Origin of the sequence: Devosia enhydra (genome assembly GCF_900119845.1) — a bacterium.
GTDB lineage: Bacteria > Pseudomonadota > Alphaproteobacteria > Rhizobiales > Devosiaceae > FPKU01.
The window spans coordinates 423,200-436,644 of sequence record NZ_FPKU01000001.1; the positions used below are offsets into that span (position 1 = coordinate 423,200).

General features: G+C 63.9%; 14 protein-coding genes. 11 read left to right on the forward strand and 3 right to left on the reverse strand.

The window, feature by feature from the left end; all coding sequences use genetic code 11:
- Positions 1-164: 164 nt before the first annotated feature.
- Both dapA and smpB read left to right on the forward strand, forming a co-directional pair.
- Positions 165-1,046, forward strand: coding sequence for a 4-hydroxy-tetrahydrodipicolinate synthase (gene dapA / locus BT183_RS02080; RefSeq protein WP_072341370.1), 882 nt, complete (start codon positions 165-167; stop codon positions 1,044-1,046).
- 5 nt (positions 1,047-1,051) lie between these two features.
- Positions 1,052-1,534 (forward strand): SsrA-binding protein SmpB, encoded by a 483-nt coding sequence (gene smpB, locus BT183_RS02085; protein ID WP_072338750.1) that lies wholly within the window; start codon positions 1,052-1,054, stop codon positions 1,532-1,534.
- Between the two features lie 3 nt (positions 1,535-1,537).
- On the opposite strand, the gene BT183_RS02090 is transcribed toward smpB, so the two are convergent.
- Together BT183_RS02090 and BT183_RS02095 are read right to left on the reverse strand one after the other, a co-directional pair.
- Positions 1,538-2,173 (reverse strand): uracil-DNA glycosylase, encoded by a 636-nt coding sequence (locus tag BT183_RS02090; RefSeq protein ID WP_072338751.1) that lies wholly within the window; start codon positions 2,171-2,173, stop codon positions 1,538-1,540.
- 15 nt (positions 2,174-2,188) lie between these two features.
- Positions 2,189-2,761 carry a LabA-like NYN domain-containing protein gene (locus BT183_RS02095; protein WP_072338752.1) on the reverse strand — a complete coding sequence of 191 codons (573 nt, stop codon included), beginning with the start codon at positions 2,759-2,761 and terminating at the stop codon, positions 2,189-2,191.
- Positions 2,762-3,042: 281 nt separating this feature from the next.
- Between BT183_RS02095 and rpoZ the strand changes: the two genes are divergently transcribed.
- The 9 genes from rpoZ to parC all read left to right on the forward strand — a co-directional run bounded on the left by rpoZ (position 3,043) and on the right by parC (position 12,375).
- A complete protein-coding gene (gene rpoZ, locus BT183_RS02100; protein WP_072338753.1) occupies positions 3,043-3,411 on the forward strand; it encodes a DNA-directed RNA polymerase subunit omega in 369 nt (122 codons plus the stop codon).
- Positions 3,412-3,558: 147 nt separating this feature from the next.
- Positions 3,559-5,838, forward strand: a complete 2,280-nt coding sequence (locus tag BT183_RS02105) for a RelA/SpoT family protein (protein WP_072338754.1) — start codon at positions 3,559-3,561, stop codon at positions 5,836-5,838.
- The gene (gene pyrE, locus BT183_RS02110; protein WP_072338755.1) at positions 5,835-6,419 is read left to right on the forward strand and encodes an orotate phosphoribosyltransferase; all 585 of its coding nucleotides are present in this window, start codon (positions 5,835-5,837) and stop codon (positions 6,417-6,419) included. Before BT183_RS02105 ends, pyrE begins: the two co-directional genes overlap by 4 nt.
- On the forward strand, positions 6,416-6,835 hold the full coding sequence (gene acpS, locus BT183_RS02115; RefSeq protein WP_072338756.1) for a holo-ACP synthase: 420 nt from the start codon (positions 6,416-6,418) through the stop codon (positions 6,833-6,835). Before pyrE ends, acpS begins: the two co-directional genes overlap by 4 nt.
- A 56-nt stretch (positions 6,836-6,891) precedes the next feature.
- The gene (gene lepB / locus BT183_RS02120) at positions 6,892-7,641 is read left to right on the forward strand and encodes a signal peptidase I (RefSeq protein ID WP_072341373.1); all 750 of its coding nucleotides are present in this window, start codon (positions 6,892-6,894) and stop codon (positions 7,639-7,641) included.
- Positions 7,638-8,345, forward strand: coding sequence for a ribonuclease III (rnc, locus tag BT183_RS02125; RefSeq protein ID WP_072338757.1), 708 nt, complete (start codon positions 7,638-7,640; stop codon positions 8,343-8,345). Before lepB ends, rnc begins: the two co-directional genes overlap by 4 nt.
- The gene (gene era / locus BT183_RS02130) at positions 8,342-9,277 is read left to right on the forward strand and encodes a GTPase Era (RefSeq protein WP_072338758.1); all 936 of its coding nucleotides are present in this window, start codon (positions 8,342-8,344) and stop codon (positions 9,275-9,277) included. Before rnc ends, era begins: the two co-directional genes overlap by 4 nt.
- 35 nt (positions 9,278-9,312) lie before the next feature.
- Positions 9,313-10,071, forward strand: coding sequence for a DNA repair protein RecO (gene recO / locus BT183_RS02135; RefSeq protein ID WP_072338759.1), 759 nt, complete (start codon positions 9,313-9,315; stop codon positions 10,069-10,071).
- Between the two features lie 33 nt (positions 10,072-10,104).
- On the forward strand, positions 10,105-12,375 hold the full coding sequence (gene parC / locus BT183_RS02140) for a DNA topoisomerase IV subunit A (protein ID WP_072338760.1): 2,271 nt from the start codon (positions 10,105-10,107) through the stop codon (positions 12,373-12,375).
- A gap of 54 nt (positions 12,376-12,429) precedes the next feature.
- On the opposite strand, the gene BT183_RS02145 is transcribed toward parC, so the two are convergent.
- Positions 12,430-13,431: an endonuclease/exonuclease/phosphatase family protein gene (locus BT183_RS02145; RefSeq protein ID WP_072338761.1), complete on the reverse strand. Its 1,002-nt coding sequence runs from the start codon at positions 13,429-13,431 to the stop codon at positions 12,430-12,432.
- Positions 13,432-13,445: the final 14 nt, after the last annotated feature.

Here is a 13,445-nt window from a genome sequence, read left to right on the forward strand (position 1 = left end):
GGTGAACAAACGGTTTCCGGCCGCCCGGGTTGCCATGAGCTTGAAGCGGCTCATGTTGAAAACTATGGTTCCGATTTGTGGCCCGACGATGATAGGGATAGGGCCACAGTTTGACCAACCCGATGCGGCAGAGGGCCGCCGGGCGAAAAGGGATGCAGTCGGAAATGCTGAGAGGATCGATAACGGCGCTCATCACCCCATTTGCGAACGGGGCAGTGGATGAGAAAGCCTTCTCGGCATTTGTCGACTGGCAGATCCGCGAAGGGTCGCACGGTCTCGTGCCCGTGGGCACCACAGGCGAAAGCCCGACCGTGACCCATGACGAGCATCGCCGGCTGATCGAGATCTGCGTGGAGGTCACCGCAAGGCGCGTTCCGGTGGTCGCGGGCGCCGGCTCGAATTCTACGCAGGAGGCCGTCGAACTGGCGCGCTTTGCCGAGCGCGTCGGGGCCGATGCGGTGCTGTCGGTCGTGCCCTATTACAACAAGCCCAACCAGGAGGGCCTGTTTCAGCACTTTGCCGCCGTTGCGCGCGCCACGGCGCTGCCCATCGTGCTCTACAGCGTTCCGGGCCGCACTGTCGTCGACCTGTCGATCGATACGATCGCCCGACTGCGCGATGCGTTCCCCAATGTCATCGCCGTCAAGGATGCCACGGCGAGCATGGAGCGGGCGTCGCTGCAGCGTCAGCGGCTGGGCGATGACTTCATCATGCTCTCTGGCGAAGACATGACCGCGCTCGGCTTCAACGCCCATGGCGGCAAGGGCTGCATCTCGGTCACGTCCAACATCGCGCCAGCGCTCTGCGCGCAGTTCCAGAATGCCTGCCAGCAGGGCAATTATATCGCCGCGCTCGAACTGCAGGATCGCCTGACGCCCTTGCACAAGACGCTGTTTCTCGAGCCCAATCCGCAGGGCGTGAAGTATGCCGCCTCGCGTCTGGGGCTTTGCGCGAACGAATTCCGGCTGCCACTGGTGCCGGCGAGCAAGGAAACGGAAGCCGCGATCGACCGTGCACTTGCGCATGCCGGTTTGCTCCCCAACTAAGAGCCATGGCCCAGAAGAGCAACAAGCCCGATCTCGTAACCACCGGCATAGTCGCGGAAAATCGGCGTGCGCGGTTCGACTACGAAATCATCGATACCCTCGAAGCCGGCATCATGCTGACCGGCACCGAGGTCAAGTCGCTGCGCAGCGGCAGGGCGCAGATCGCCGAATCCTACGCCTCTCCCGAACGCGGGGAGTTGTGGCTGATCAACGCGCATATTCCTGAATATCTGCAGGCCAACCGCTTCAACCATGAAGAGCGCCGGCCGCGCAAACTGCTGGTCTCGCGCAAGCAGCTGGCCAAGCTCGACCAGGAAGTCTCGCGTGCCGGCAACACCATCGTGCCGCTCAAGCTCTATTTCAATGATCGTGGCATCGCCAAGCTGCTGATCGGCCTGGGCAAGGGCAAGAAAAGCTTCGACAAGCGCGAGACCGAGAAGGCGCGGGACTGGAACCGCGAGAAGGCCCGGCTCCTCAAGCACGGCTGAGCCTCAGCGCACCGCCGCAAGGGCCCGGCCGACTACATCCTCGAACATCTCGGTGGTCAGAACCCCGGTATTGGTGTTGTAGCGCGAGCAGTGATAGCTGGCGTGAAAGCTCGCGCCGTCCGACAGAGCATAGCTGGCCCCATGCTTGAACGGAAAGGCGCTCCGCTTCTCGCCGAGCGTGGCAAGAAGGGACTCGTGGGCGATGCGGCCCAGAACGAGATAGCCTCTGGGCTGTACGGCCTCTATGGCCGCGCCCAGATAGCGCCGGCAGGTCTTGATCTCCTCGCCGGTCGGCTTGTTCTGCGGGGGGACGCAGCGGACCGCGTTGACGATGGCGACGCCGTTGAGCGTCATGCCGTCATCGGGATCGGCGCGATAGGTGCCTGTCGCGGCCCCGAATTTCAGCAGCGTGGCATAGAGCAGGTCCCCGGCATAGTCGCCGGTGAAAGGCCGGCCCGTGCGGTTGGCGCCCTTGAGCCCCGGTGCCAGCCCCACGATCAGCAGCCGCGCCGCCGAATCGCCCCAGACCGGTACGGGTGCGTTGAAAAACTCGGGGTAGGTGCGGCGGTTGTCGTGGCGAAAGTCCACGAGGCGCGGGCAGAGGGGGCAGTCCAGCGGGGGATCGATCACGGAATGAATGACGTTGTCATGAAATCAGTTGGTCTCGGTCGACGCGGCTGGGGCGTACCGGTCGGGTGAGGGCGTCCGCCCCACGGTCTTGGCCAGTTCTGCCACGTCGAGGAAGAAGTCCGCCTGGCGGCGCAGTTCGTCGGAGATCATCGGGGTAGGGGTTGAAAGCGTCGAAACCACGGTGACGCGCTTCCCGCGACGCTGCAGTGCAGCAACGAGCGCGGTGAAGTCTCCGTCGCCCGAGAAGAGAACCATGTGGTCGTAGTGAGCGCTCATCTCGAGGGCATCGACGCACAGTTCGATGTCCATATTGCCCTTGATCTTGCGGCGACCAGAGGCGTCAGTGAATTCCTTGGCGGGCTTTGTCCTCACCGTATAGCCATTATAGTCGAGCCAGTCGATGAGCGGCCGGATCGACGAATATTCCTGATCTTCCAGAAGTGCCGTGTAGTAATGCGCACGTAGCACATAGGACTTGCTCTGGAATTCAGCCAGAAGCCGCCGATAGTCGATGTCAATGCCGATCGCCTTGGAGGTGGCATAGAGATTGGCGCCATCGATGAAGAGGACGACTTTTTCCCGGGGATCGATCGACATGGCTCTACTCCTTGCCGGTCAGCCGGCGTGACGCTTGATACCTACCTGCCTGGCGCAACTGTCGCTGCACCAGCGTGTGCAGCATCCGCCGACGCTGGGGATGATGTCGATTAGCATGGGCAGTGCCGGGCTCAAAGTCCAACGACGGAATGGAATGCCTTGGTCTTCTGGCTGTCGCCTGCCGCGCATTGCCGACGGCATGCAGGAGCCGCAGCGCTTGCAACGGCTGGGTTGCTCGTGTATGAGCGCGGTCTTGACCCCCAATAACGCCGGAGACGTCCGTGGCCCGCGTCACAGTCGAAGACTGCATTGAGAAGATCGACAACCGGTTCGAACTCGTCCTGATGGCGGCTCATCGTGCCCGTATGATTTCGGCCGGCTCTTCGATCACCGTCTCGCGCGACAATGACAAGAACCCCGTCGTGGCCCTGCGCGAGATCGGCGATGGCGCCATTTCGCCCGAGGATCTGCGCGAGGACCTGATCCACTCGCTGCAGAAATATGTCGAGGTGGACGAGCCCGAGCAGCATGCGGCTCCGCTTCTCGATACCGGCAATGGCGACGAAGGCGATACCTTCGACACCATGAGCGAGGACGAACTGCTGCGCGGCATCGAAAGCCTCGCACCGCCGGAGCGTCGCGACGATTGATCCTTGGGCCGATTGGCCTATATCATCAGGCGTCGGGCATTCGCCCGGCGCCTTTTTTAATTGGTGCGACAGCATCTTTTTCACGCGCACCGGAAGGTCCCCAGCAGGCTTGTCGGAGCAGCGCGAGCAGATCGTGCGGCAAATGCCATGATGCGGCAGTATGAGCTTGTTGAGCGGGTTCTGGCCTATAATCCCAACGCGGATGAGGCGCTGCTGAACCGCGCCTATGTCTATGCGATGCAAAAGCATGGCAGCCAGAAGCGCGCCTCGGGCGATCCCTATTTCGCCCACCCGCTCGAAGTTGCCGCCATCCTCACCGGTCTCAAGCTCGACGATGCCACGATCGCAGTCGGGCTCCTGCACGACACCATCGAGGATACCGACGCCACACGGGCCGAGATCGACCAGTTGTTCGGCCCGGAGATCGGCGCGATCGTCGATGGCCTGACCAAAATCGATCGGCTCAACCTGATGAGCCGCGAGGAAGCGCAGGCCGAAAACCTGCGCAAGCTGTTGCTCGCGATCTCCGCCGATGTCCGCGTTCTGCTCGTCAAGCTGGCGGATCGGCTGCACAACATGCGCACGCTCGATTTCATGCCGGCCGACAAGCGCAAGCGCATCGCCAACGAGACGATGGAGATCTACGCGCCGCTCGCCGGTCGCATGGGCATGCAGGATATGCGCTCCGAGCTCGAAGATCTGTCCTTCCGCGTGCTGCAGCCCGAGCACTATCGCGCCATCACCGACAGGCTCGCGACGATGCGCGAGGAGTTCTCCGAAACCATCGACACCATCAGCCGCGAGCTGCGCGAAAAACTCGCATCGCAGGGGATCGAGGCGGCGGTGAGCGCGCGGGTCAAGTCGCCATGGTCGATCTTTGCCAAGATCGAGCGCAAGGCGATAGCGCTGGAGCAGCTTTCGGACATGATCGGCTTTCGGGTGATCGTGAAGACCATAGGCCAGTGCTATGGCGCGCTCGGCGTTGTCCACACCAATTGGAAGGTCGTGCCGGGCCGGTTCAAGGACTACATCTCGGTTCCCAAGCACAATGACTATCGCTCGCTGCACACCACCATCGTGGGGGTCGGTCGACAGCGGGCCGAATTGCAGATCCGCACCGAGGAGATGCATCGGATCGCCGAATATGGCATCGCCGCGCATGCCCTCTACAAGGAAGGCGCGACGCGCGACCTGCACCGGCTCGAGAGCGAGAGTCGCGCCTTTGTCTGGCTGCGCAACACCATCGAGCAGCTGACCACCGGGTCGACGTCGGAAGACTTCCTCGAAAACACCAAGCTCGAGCTCTTCCAGGATCAGGTCTTCTGCTTTTCGCCGCGCGGGCGGCTGATCGCGCTGCCGCGTGGGGCTACGCCAATCGATTTCGCCTATGCGCTTCATACCGATATCGGCGATACCTGCGTCGGCGCAAAGATCAACGGCGCCGCCATGCCGCTCGTGACGCAATTGCGCTCAGGCGACGAGGTCGAGATCATCCGCGACCATAATCACCGGCCACCGTCGAACTGGGAAAACATCGCAGCGACCGGCAAAGCCAAGGCCGCCATACGGCGGGCGGTGCGGCAGGCGGCGCAGCAACGCGCTGCTGCGCTTGGCGAGCACGTCCTGTCCGCAGTTCTCGAACGGGATGGGGTTTCGATCGACGAGGGTGAGGCCAAGCTACTGGCCGAGCGGCTGGGCCTTCCAAGCCGCCGCGACCTGATGATCGCGGTGGGCGAGGGGCGCATCGCCTCAGAGGCGGTTGCCGACGAACTGGCCCAGATCAAGGGCATCAGGAAGCGCAAGCACAAGAAGCTCGACCTGCCGGCCCCCGACAAGTCGGAAGGCTGGTTCGCGCTGCGTGCGGTCGACCTCTTCCGCTTCCGGGTGCCAGGCGGGCAGAGCGCCGGTCCGCGCGCGCGCGAGGCGCTGGGCCGGCTCGATTTCAGCCTGCCCGTGTCGATCTCCCCGGAGGGCGTCGTGCCGGGGGATCGGCTCGTGGGCATCCTGACACCGGAGGGGCCGCTGACGATCTATCCCATCCATTCGGATGCCCTGGTGGAACTCCACGATTCCGATGTCGCCTGGCTCGATGTGCGCTGGGATCTCGGGGATCGCGAAGATCGCGACCACAAGGCCATCATCTCGATGCTCGCGGTCAACCGGCCGGGGTCCCTGGCGCAGATTTCGGGAGCTATCGCGACCTGCGACGCCAACATCCACAACATGGTGATGCGGATGGCGTCGCCCGATTTCCACAAATTCGTGTTCGAGATCGAAGTGCGCGACTTGGCCCAGCTCAACGACGTGCTAGCAAACCTCAAATTGACCCAGGGGCTGTCGAGCGTCCAGCGTGGCACCGTGCCGGAGGCGCGGCTGCTGGCCAAGATCGACTGGACCCAACCGAGCAGGGAGTTCGAAACGACATGACGCGCGACGAGGTACTGGATGTCTTCCGGCAGTGCGGTGCGCTCCTCGAGGGGCATTTCATCCTCTCGTCCGGGTTGAGGTCGCCGGTCTTCCTGCAGAAGGCCAAGGTGTTCATGCATCCGCCCTTGGCGGAAACGCTCTGCCGCGCCCTCGCGGACAAGATCCGGCAGTCGGGCTATGCGAATGTCTCCAAGGTCGTCTCGCCCGCCGTGGGCGGGATCATCCCCGGCTACGAGACGGCGCGGCATCTGGGGCTGCCGGCCATCTACACCGAGAGGGTGGATGGCACGTTCCAGGTCCGCCGCGGCTTCGAGCTGTCGCCGGGCGAGAAGGTGATCGTCGTCGAGGACATTGTTTCGACAGGCCTTTCGATCCGCGAATGCATCGAATGCATCCGCCGAACGGGTGCCGAGGTGGTGGCTGCAGCGTGCCTCGTCGATCGCTCGGACGGCGAAGCGGAAATCGGTGTGCCGCTCGTTGCGCTCACGGGTTTCAAGGTGCCGGCCTATCCGGCAGATGCCCTGCCGCCGGAACTTGCAGCACTGCCGGCGGTCAAGCCGGGCAGCCGGGGGCTCGCGTGATCGTCGGGCTGGGTAATGATCTGTGCGAGATCGTGCGCGTGGAACGCACGCTCGAGCGCTATGGGGAGCGCTTCACGCAGCGCTGCTTTACCGAGACAGAGCGCCGCAAATCCGATGGCCGCAAGCAGAGGGCGGCCTCCTACGCCAAGCGTTTCGCGGCCAAGGAAGCCTGCGCCAAGGCGCTGGGCACGGGCATGAGCCGCGGCGTGTTCTGGCGCGATCTCGGGGTGGTCAACCTGCCCTCGGGCAAACCCACGATGAAGCTGACAAATGGCGCGGCGCGGGCGCTTGCGGCTCTTGTGCCCCAGGGGCATGAGGCGCATATCCATCTCACCATCACCGACGATGCCGGCATGGCGCAGGCTTTCGTCATCATCGAAGCGCTTCCGGTTGACCGGCCGGCGTCGCTCCCTTAACCACAGCGGCGCAGCCCGCATATGCGCGCAACCCAGGCACAGGAATGAACGAGCCCATGTCGAAAGCCGACAAGAAGGCCGACAAGAACGAGTTGCGCGACACCATCGTGGTGATTATCGAGGCGCTGCTGATCGCGCTGGTCTTCCGCACGTTCCTCTATCAGCCATTCTCCATCCCGACCGCCTCGATGCAGCAGACGCTGATGATCGGGGATTATTTCGTGGCCTCGAAATTCACCTGGGGTTACGGCAAATACGCTTTCCCCATCCCGCTGCCGTTCAATGGCCGCATCATGGCCAACGACCCCAATCGCGGCGACGTTGCGGTATTCCGCAACGAAATCAGCAATGAGGACTACATCAAGCGTGTCGTCGGCCTGCCGGGCGATCGCATCCAGGTGCGGGGCGGCATCCTGCATATCAACGGCATGCCGGTGGAACGTGAGCAGGTCGGGACCGCGCAGGACACCGACAGCTTCAGCCAGACCATTCCGGTCACCGTCTATCGCGAAACACTGCCCAATGGCGTGAGCTACCTTATCCAGGAAATTTCCGACAATGGGCCGCTGGACAACACGGCTGAATATCTCGTTCCGGCCGGCCACTTCTTCATGATGGGCGACAATCGCGACCGCTCGCAGGATAGCCGCGTGCTCTCGGCGGTGGGTTACGTCTCGGGCGACAATCTCATCGGCAAGGCCGAAGCGCGCTTCTTCTCGATCCAGGACAACATCGCGCCCTGGAAGATCTGGGAGTGGCCCGCCAATGTCCGCTGGGACCGCATGTTCCGGTCGGTTTATCAATGAGCCGAAAGGGCGGCGCACGGAACGATATCGAAGCTCGCATCGGCTACAAATTCGCTGATCGCGAGCTTCTCGAACGTGCGCTGACCCATTCGAGCGCCATCTCTCCATCCAAGCGGGTGCAACGCTCCTACCAGCGGCTCGAATTCCTGGGCGACCGGGTTCTGGGGCTCGTGGTGGCCGAGATGCTCTACCGCCGCTTTCCCAAGGCCAATGAGGGCGAACTCAGCCGCTCGCTCAACGCCCTGGTGCGCAAGGAGACCTGCGCCGCGATCGCCCGCGAGGTCGATCTGGGTTCGGCCATCATCATGGGCGAAGCCGAGGCGCGCACGGGGGGAGCCGAAAAGGACGCCATTCTGGGCGATGTGGCGGAGGCCGTCATCGGAGCCATCTATTGCGATGGCGGGCTGGGCCAGGCCTTCGATCTCATAGAGCGGCTGTTTGGTCCCCATATCGAACTGGCGGGAACCGACCGCGCCGACGCCAAGACTACGTTGCAGGAATGGGCGCAGGCACGAGGCCTCGAACCGCCGGTCTATTCCGAAGTCGACCGGACCGGGCCCGACCACGCCCCCGAATTCACGATTGCCGTTTCGGTTGGCACCTTTGCGCCGATGAGCGCCATCGGCGCCTCCAAGAAACTGGCCGAGCACAAGGCTGCCGAACGCTTTCTCATCCGCGAGAAGGTCTGGCAGGGATCGCTATGACGGAAACGCCTGAAACCATCACCTCCGACCAGCCGATGCGCTGCGGCTTCATCGCGCTCGTCGGTGCGCCCAATGCCGGCAAGTCGACGCTGCTCAATTCGCTGGTCGGCACCAAGGTCTCGATCGTCACCCACAAGGCGCAGACGACGCGCGCGCAGATCCGCGGCGTCGTGACGACCAGCGCGGCGCAGATGGTGTTCATCGATACGCCGGGCATCTTCGCGCCCAAGCGACGGCTCGACCGCGCCATGGTGGATGCCGCCTGGACCGGGGCAGGGGATGCGGACCTCGTCGCGCTCATCGTCGATGCCGAACGCGGGGTGACCGAGGAAATCGAGGCGCTGCTCGAGGGGCTCGAGGCCATCCGGCAGCCGCGCATCCTCGTTCTCAACAAGATCGACCTGGTCAAGGCGGAGTCGCTTCTGAAGCTCTCCGAGACGATCAACAGCAAGCTGCGCTTCGAACGCACCTTCATGATTTCCGCGGCGCGCGGGCATGGGGTGCAGGATTTCCTCGACTGGGCCGCCGGCGCCATACCGCCCGGACCGTGGCACTTTCCTGAAGATCAGCTGACGGACCTGACACTGGCGCTGACGGCGGCCGAGGTGACGCGCGAAAAGCTGTTCCTGCGCGTGCATGACGAGATTCCCTACAATGTCACGGTCGAAACCGAGCGCTTCACCGTGCAGAAGGATGGCTCCTACCGCATAGACCAGGTGATCTATGTGACCCGCGATGGCCACAAGAAGATCGTGCTGGGTGCGGGCGGGCAGACGGTGAAGGCCATAGGGGCCGAATCCCGGCGCGAGCTGATGGAGATCTTCGAAACGCCCGTTCACCTCTTCATTTTCGTGAAGGTGCGTGAAAAATGGGGCGACGATCCCGAGCGGTATCGGGAGATGGGCCTGGAATTTCCCCATGGCAAGAAGTGAGCGGCTGGCTCTGCTGAGCCCTGCGGATCGGCGTGATGGAATGGACTGCTGACGGCCTGATCATCGGCGTGCGCCGCCATGGCGAGAGCAGCGTCATTCTCGAGGCCATGGTCGCCGGTCGTGGCCGGCATCTGGGCCTGGTGCGCGGCGGCCGCTCGCGCAAGCTCGCGGCAGCGCTCCAGCCGGGCAATACGGTGCAACTCGTCTGGCGCGCGCGCATCGAGGATCATCTGGGCACCTACAGCGTCGAACTGCTCGATGCCCGTGCCGCGACCCTCATCGTCGATCGCCTGCGGCTCTACACCGCGCAACTGCTCTGCGAACACCTGCGGCTTCTGCCCGAGCGTGATCCGCATGATCGCCTGCTGGCCCGATCGGTCGATATTCTCGAGGACGAGCGCAGCGCGGCAACCCTCGGGCCGGCACTGGCTCGCTATGAGCTGAACCTGCTCGACGAACTCGGCTTCGGGCTCGATCTCGAAACCTGCGCAGCGACCGGCACGACCAACGATCTGACCCATGTTTCGCCGCGCAGTGGCCGGGCCGTCTGCCGAGAGGCGGCCGCGCCTTATCTCGACAGGCTCTTCCCGCTGCCGCCATTCCTTGTTTCGGACGCAAAAGTCGAGCCGGGCGATATAGCGGCGGCCTTCGCGCTGACCGGCTATTTCCTTGATCGGCATGTGTGGAGCGCCCGTCCGGTTGATCCGCCCCCGACGCGCGACCTGCTCATCGGCATGTTATGCGCCGATGCCGCGCCTCCCGGCCTGCCGTCACCCGCTATAGTGCCGCAATGATTCGCAAGACCGCCCCAGTTCCCGGTGCCGCCCATGTCTGACGCCGATACCAAGCCGCCCGAAGGCGATGACACCCGGATCGTCGACCTCAAGCAGGCGCTCGAGGAGCGGTATCTCTCCTACGCGCTCTCGACCATCACGCAGCGCGCGCTGCCCGATGCGCGCGACGGGCTCAAGCCCGTGCACCGCCGTATCCTGCACGCCATGCGGCTTTTGCGGCTCGATCCCGACCAGGGCTACAAGAAGTCCGCTCGCATCGTCGGCGACGTTATCGGCAAGTTCCATCCCCATGGTGACCAGTCGATCTATGACGCGCTCGTGCGCCTCGCTCAGGATTTCGCGCTGCGCTATCCGCTCGTCGACGGGCAGGGCAATTTCGGCAACATCGACGGCGATTCGCCTGCCGCAATGCGCTACACCGAAAGCCGGATGACCGATGTCGCCGTGCGTCTCATGGAGGGCATGGCCGAGAACGCCATCGATTTCAAGGAAACCTATGACGGGGAAGACGAGGAGCCGGTGGTGCTCCCCGCCAATTTCCCCAATCTGCTGGCCAACGGGTCAACCGGCATCGCCGTGGGCATGGCCACCTCGATCCCGCCACATAACGTGGCCGAACTCTGCGACGCGGCCCTGCACATCATCAAGGTCGACCCGGCTGCGACCTCGCGCGATCTGGTACAGTTCGTGAAGGGCCCCGATTTTCCGACCGGTGGCGTCCTGGTGGATGACCCTGCCACCATAGCCAATGCCTATGAGACGGGCCGCGGCTCGTTCCGCCTGCGGGCGGTCTGGGAGCGCGAGGAGAAGGGCAGGGGCGTCTATCAGATCGTCGTGACGCAGATGCCCTATGGCGTGCAGAAAAGCCGGCTGGTCGAGAAAATCGCTGAGTTGCTGCTCGCCAAGAAGCTGCCGCTGCTCAAGGACGTGCGCGACGAAAGCGCCGACGATGTGCGCCTCGTGCTCGAGCCGCGGGCCGGCACGGTCGATGCGGTGATCCTGATGGAGCAGCTGTTCCGCCTCACCGATCTCGAAATCCGCTTCCCCCTCAACATGAACGTGCTCGATCGCGGCATGGTGCCCCGCGTCATGGGGTTGGCGGATGTGCTGCGCGCCTGGCTCGCGCATCGCAAGGAGGTGCTGCTGCGGCGCACCCAGCACCGGCTCGACCAGATCGCCCGGCGGCTCGAGGTGCTCGAAGGTTACATCGTCGCCTATCTCAACCTCGACGAGGTGATCCGCATCATCCGCGAGGAGGATGAGCCCAAGGCCGAGCTGATGCGCACCTTCTCGCTCACCGATGCCCAGGCCGAGGCGATCCTCAACATGCGGCTGCGATCGCTGCGCAAGCTCGAGGAGATGGAGCTTCGCCAGGAGCACAAGCAGCTTTCGGAGGAAAAGACGCATCTCGAGGGGCTGCTGGCATCCGACAAGCGGCAGTGGGGCGAGATCGCGCGCCAGGTCACGGCCCTTCGCGAAGCCTATCCCGAGACCGACAAGTCAGGCGCTCCGCATCCCATCGGAGCACGGCGCACCGCCTTCGCCAACGCGCCCGAAGCCACTCACGCGGAGGTCACGACCGCTCTCATCGAGCGCGAGCCCATCACCGTCGTCCTCTCCGAAAAGGGCTGGATCCGTGCGGTGAAGGGGCATGTGGCCGAAGTCGACGACAAGAGCTTCAAGGCTGGCGACCGCCTCAAGCTGATGGTCAAGGCCGAGACGACCGACAAGCTTCTCGTGCTGTCGACGGGTGGCAAGGTCTTCACGCTCTCGGGCGATCGCCTGCCAGGAGGGCGGAGCCAGGGCGAACCGCTGCGTCTCATGGTCGACATGGAGGAGGGGCAGGACGTCGTCAGCCTCTTCGCGTTCCGGCCGGGCCAGAAGCGCATCATCGTCTCGAGCGGTGGAAATGGCTTCGTCGTCGCTGATGAGGACCTTGTCGCCAATACCCGCAAGGGCAAGCAGGTGCTCAACGTCGCCGCGCCCGACGAGGCCAAGCTGATCGTGCCTGTGGAGGGCGACATGGTTGCCGCCATCGGGCAGAACCGCAAGATGGTGGTGTTTCCGCTCCATCAAGTGCCCGCCATGACACGCGGCAAGGGCGTGCGCCTGCAGCGCTATAAGGATGGCGGCATTTCCGACCTCAAGACGTTCTCCTCGGAGGCCGGTCTCACTTGGTCCGACAGCTCTGGCCGCAGCTTCACCCGCCCACTGGCTGAGCTCGCCGAGTGGCAGGGCGACCGCGCCCAGGCCGGACGGCAGCCGCCCAGCGGCTTCCCCCGCTCCAACCGCTTCAGCGGTTAAAGTGTTTCCAGGCGAAGTGGATACCGGTTCGCCTTACGGAAACGCGGCAAAGCTCTAAGATTGCGGGAGAGAAAAATCGATGATCACGGGCAGGTGGTCGCTGCCCGTTCGGGCCCCCGCGCGCACGGCATGCACCCGGATGGTGCCACGCGTCATCGCGTGATCGAGCGGCAGGATGGGCACTAGCGGCCGCCAATCGCCCAGATAATACCACACCATCGGGAAGGTCACGAGGTTGCGGGTGTGCCGGGTCAGCCCTGCTTCGGCTTCAAAGCCGCGGAGCGTGTAGGACCAGGGGGTCGAGTTGAAATCGCCCACGAGGATCAGCGGCTCCTCGATAGCGGCGATGGCTTCGCTAAGCTCGCGTAACTCGCTGCGCTGCCGCTCGATGGGGACCGGCCAATCGAGATGGGTCGTGACTACGGCAAAGCGCTGCCCGTCCTCGAGGGTGAAGTCGGCGATGATATTCGCCGTGCGCTGCGTGCCATAGGCATCTTCGGGGCAGGCGCCGGCGCTCATGCTCTCGGTGAAGGGGAAGCGCGAATAGAGCCCGATATTGGCCCGCTTGCCGCCCTTGCAGCGGGCATAATAGGGGTAGCGGCCCGAGATCAGCGGGTGGAGTTCGCTGGCCTGTCCGCCAAAATATTCCTGCAGGGCAATGATGTCGGGGTTTTCCGCGGCAATGACGCTTGTCACGAGCTCCATGTCGTAGTTGAGGCCGAAGAGGTTATGGGTCATGAGCCGCACGACGCGACGGCCGTGATCGGGCAGCGCGTCTTTCGGGGCAAGCCCGCTGATCATCTCCGGCAGGACCACCAGCGATGACGCGACAAAACCGACGGTGCCGCAGGTAATGGCGATGCGGCGCCACAACGTGCGCGGCAGCAGCAGGATCGCGATGGCCGTCGTGACGATGGCGCCGCCGAACAGCAGCAGTTGCAGGTGGTTGAGAAGGTCAAGGACGGGACTGGCAAAGCCGAGCAAGGCCAGCAAGGCGAGACCGGCGATCGCAATGGCGCCAAGGCCTACGGCGAGGGAGAGCAGGCGGCGGATCATGAGGAGGCCCTTGG

What these genes read in the sequence shown, in the direction of transcription:
- dapA (WP_072341370.1), top strand. Translation starts at nt 165, where the DNA reads ATGCTGAGAGGATCGATAACGGCGCTCATCACCCCATTTGCGAACGGG.
- smpB (WP_072338750.1), top strand. Translation starts at nt 1,052, where the DNA reads ATGGCCCAGAAGAGCAACAAGCCCGATCTCGTAACCACCGGCATAGTC.
- BT183_RS02095 (WP_072338752.1), bottom strand. Translation starts at nt 2,761, where the DNA reads ATGTCGATCGATCCCCGGGAAAAAGTCGTCCTCTTCATCGATGGCGCC.
- BT183_RS02105 (WP_072338754.1), top strand. Translation starts at nt 3,559, where the DNA reads ATGATGCGGCAGTATGAGCTTGTTGAGCGGGTTCTGGCCTATAATCCC.
- pyrE (WP_072338755.1), top strand. Translation starts at nt 5,835, where the DNA reads ATGACGCGCGACGAGGTACTGGATGTCTTCCGGCAGTGCGGTGCGCTC.
- lepB (WP_072341373.1), top strand. Translation starts at nt 6,892, where the DNA reads ATGTCGAAAGCCGACAAGAAGGCCGACAAGAACGAGTTGCGCGACACC.
- rnc (WP_072338757.1), top strand. Translation starts at nt 7,638, where the DNA reads ATGAGCCGAAAGGGCGGCGCACGGAACGATATCGAAGCTCGCATCGGC.
- era (WP_072338758.1), top strand. Translation starts at nt 8,342, where the DNA reads ATGACGGAAACGCCTGAAACCATCACCTCCGACCAGCCGATGCGCTGC.
- recO (WP_072338759.1), top strand. Translation starts at nt 9,313, where the DNA reads ATGGAATGGACTGCTGACGGCCTGATCATCGGCGTGCGCCGCCATGGC.
- parC (WP_072338760.1), top strand. Translation starts at nt 10,105, where the DNA reads ATGTCTGACGCCGATACCAAGCCGCCCGAAGGCGATGACACCCGGATC.
- BT183_RS02145 (WP_072338761.1), bottom strand. Translation starts at nt 13,431, where the DNA reads ATGATCCGCCGCCTGCTCTCCCTCGCCGTAGGCCTTGGCGCCATTGCG.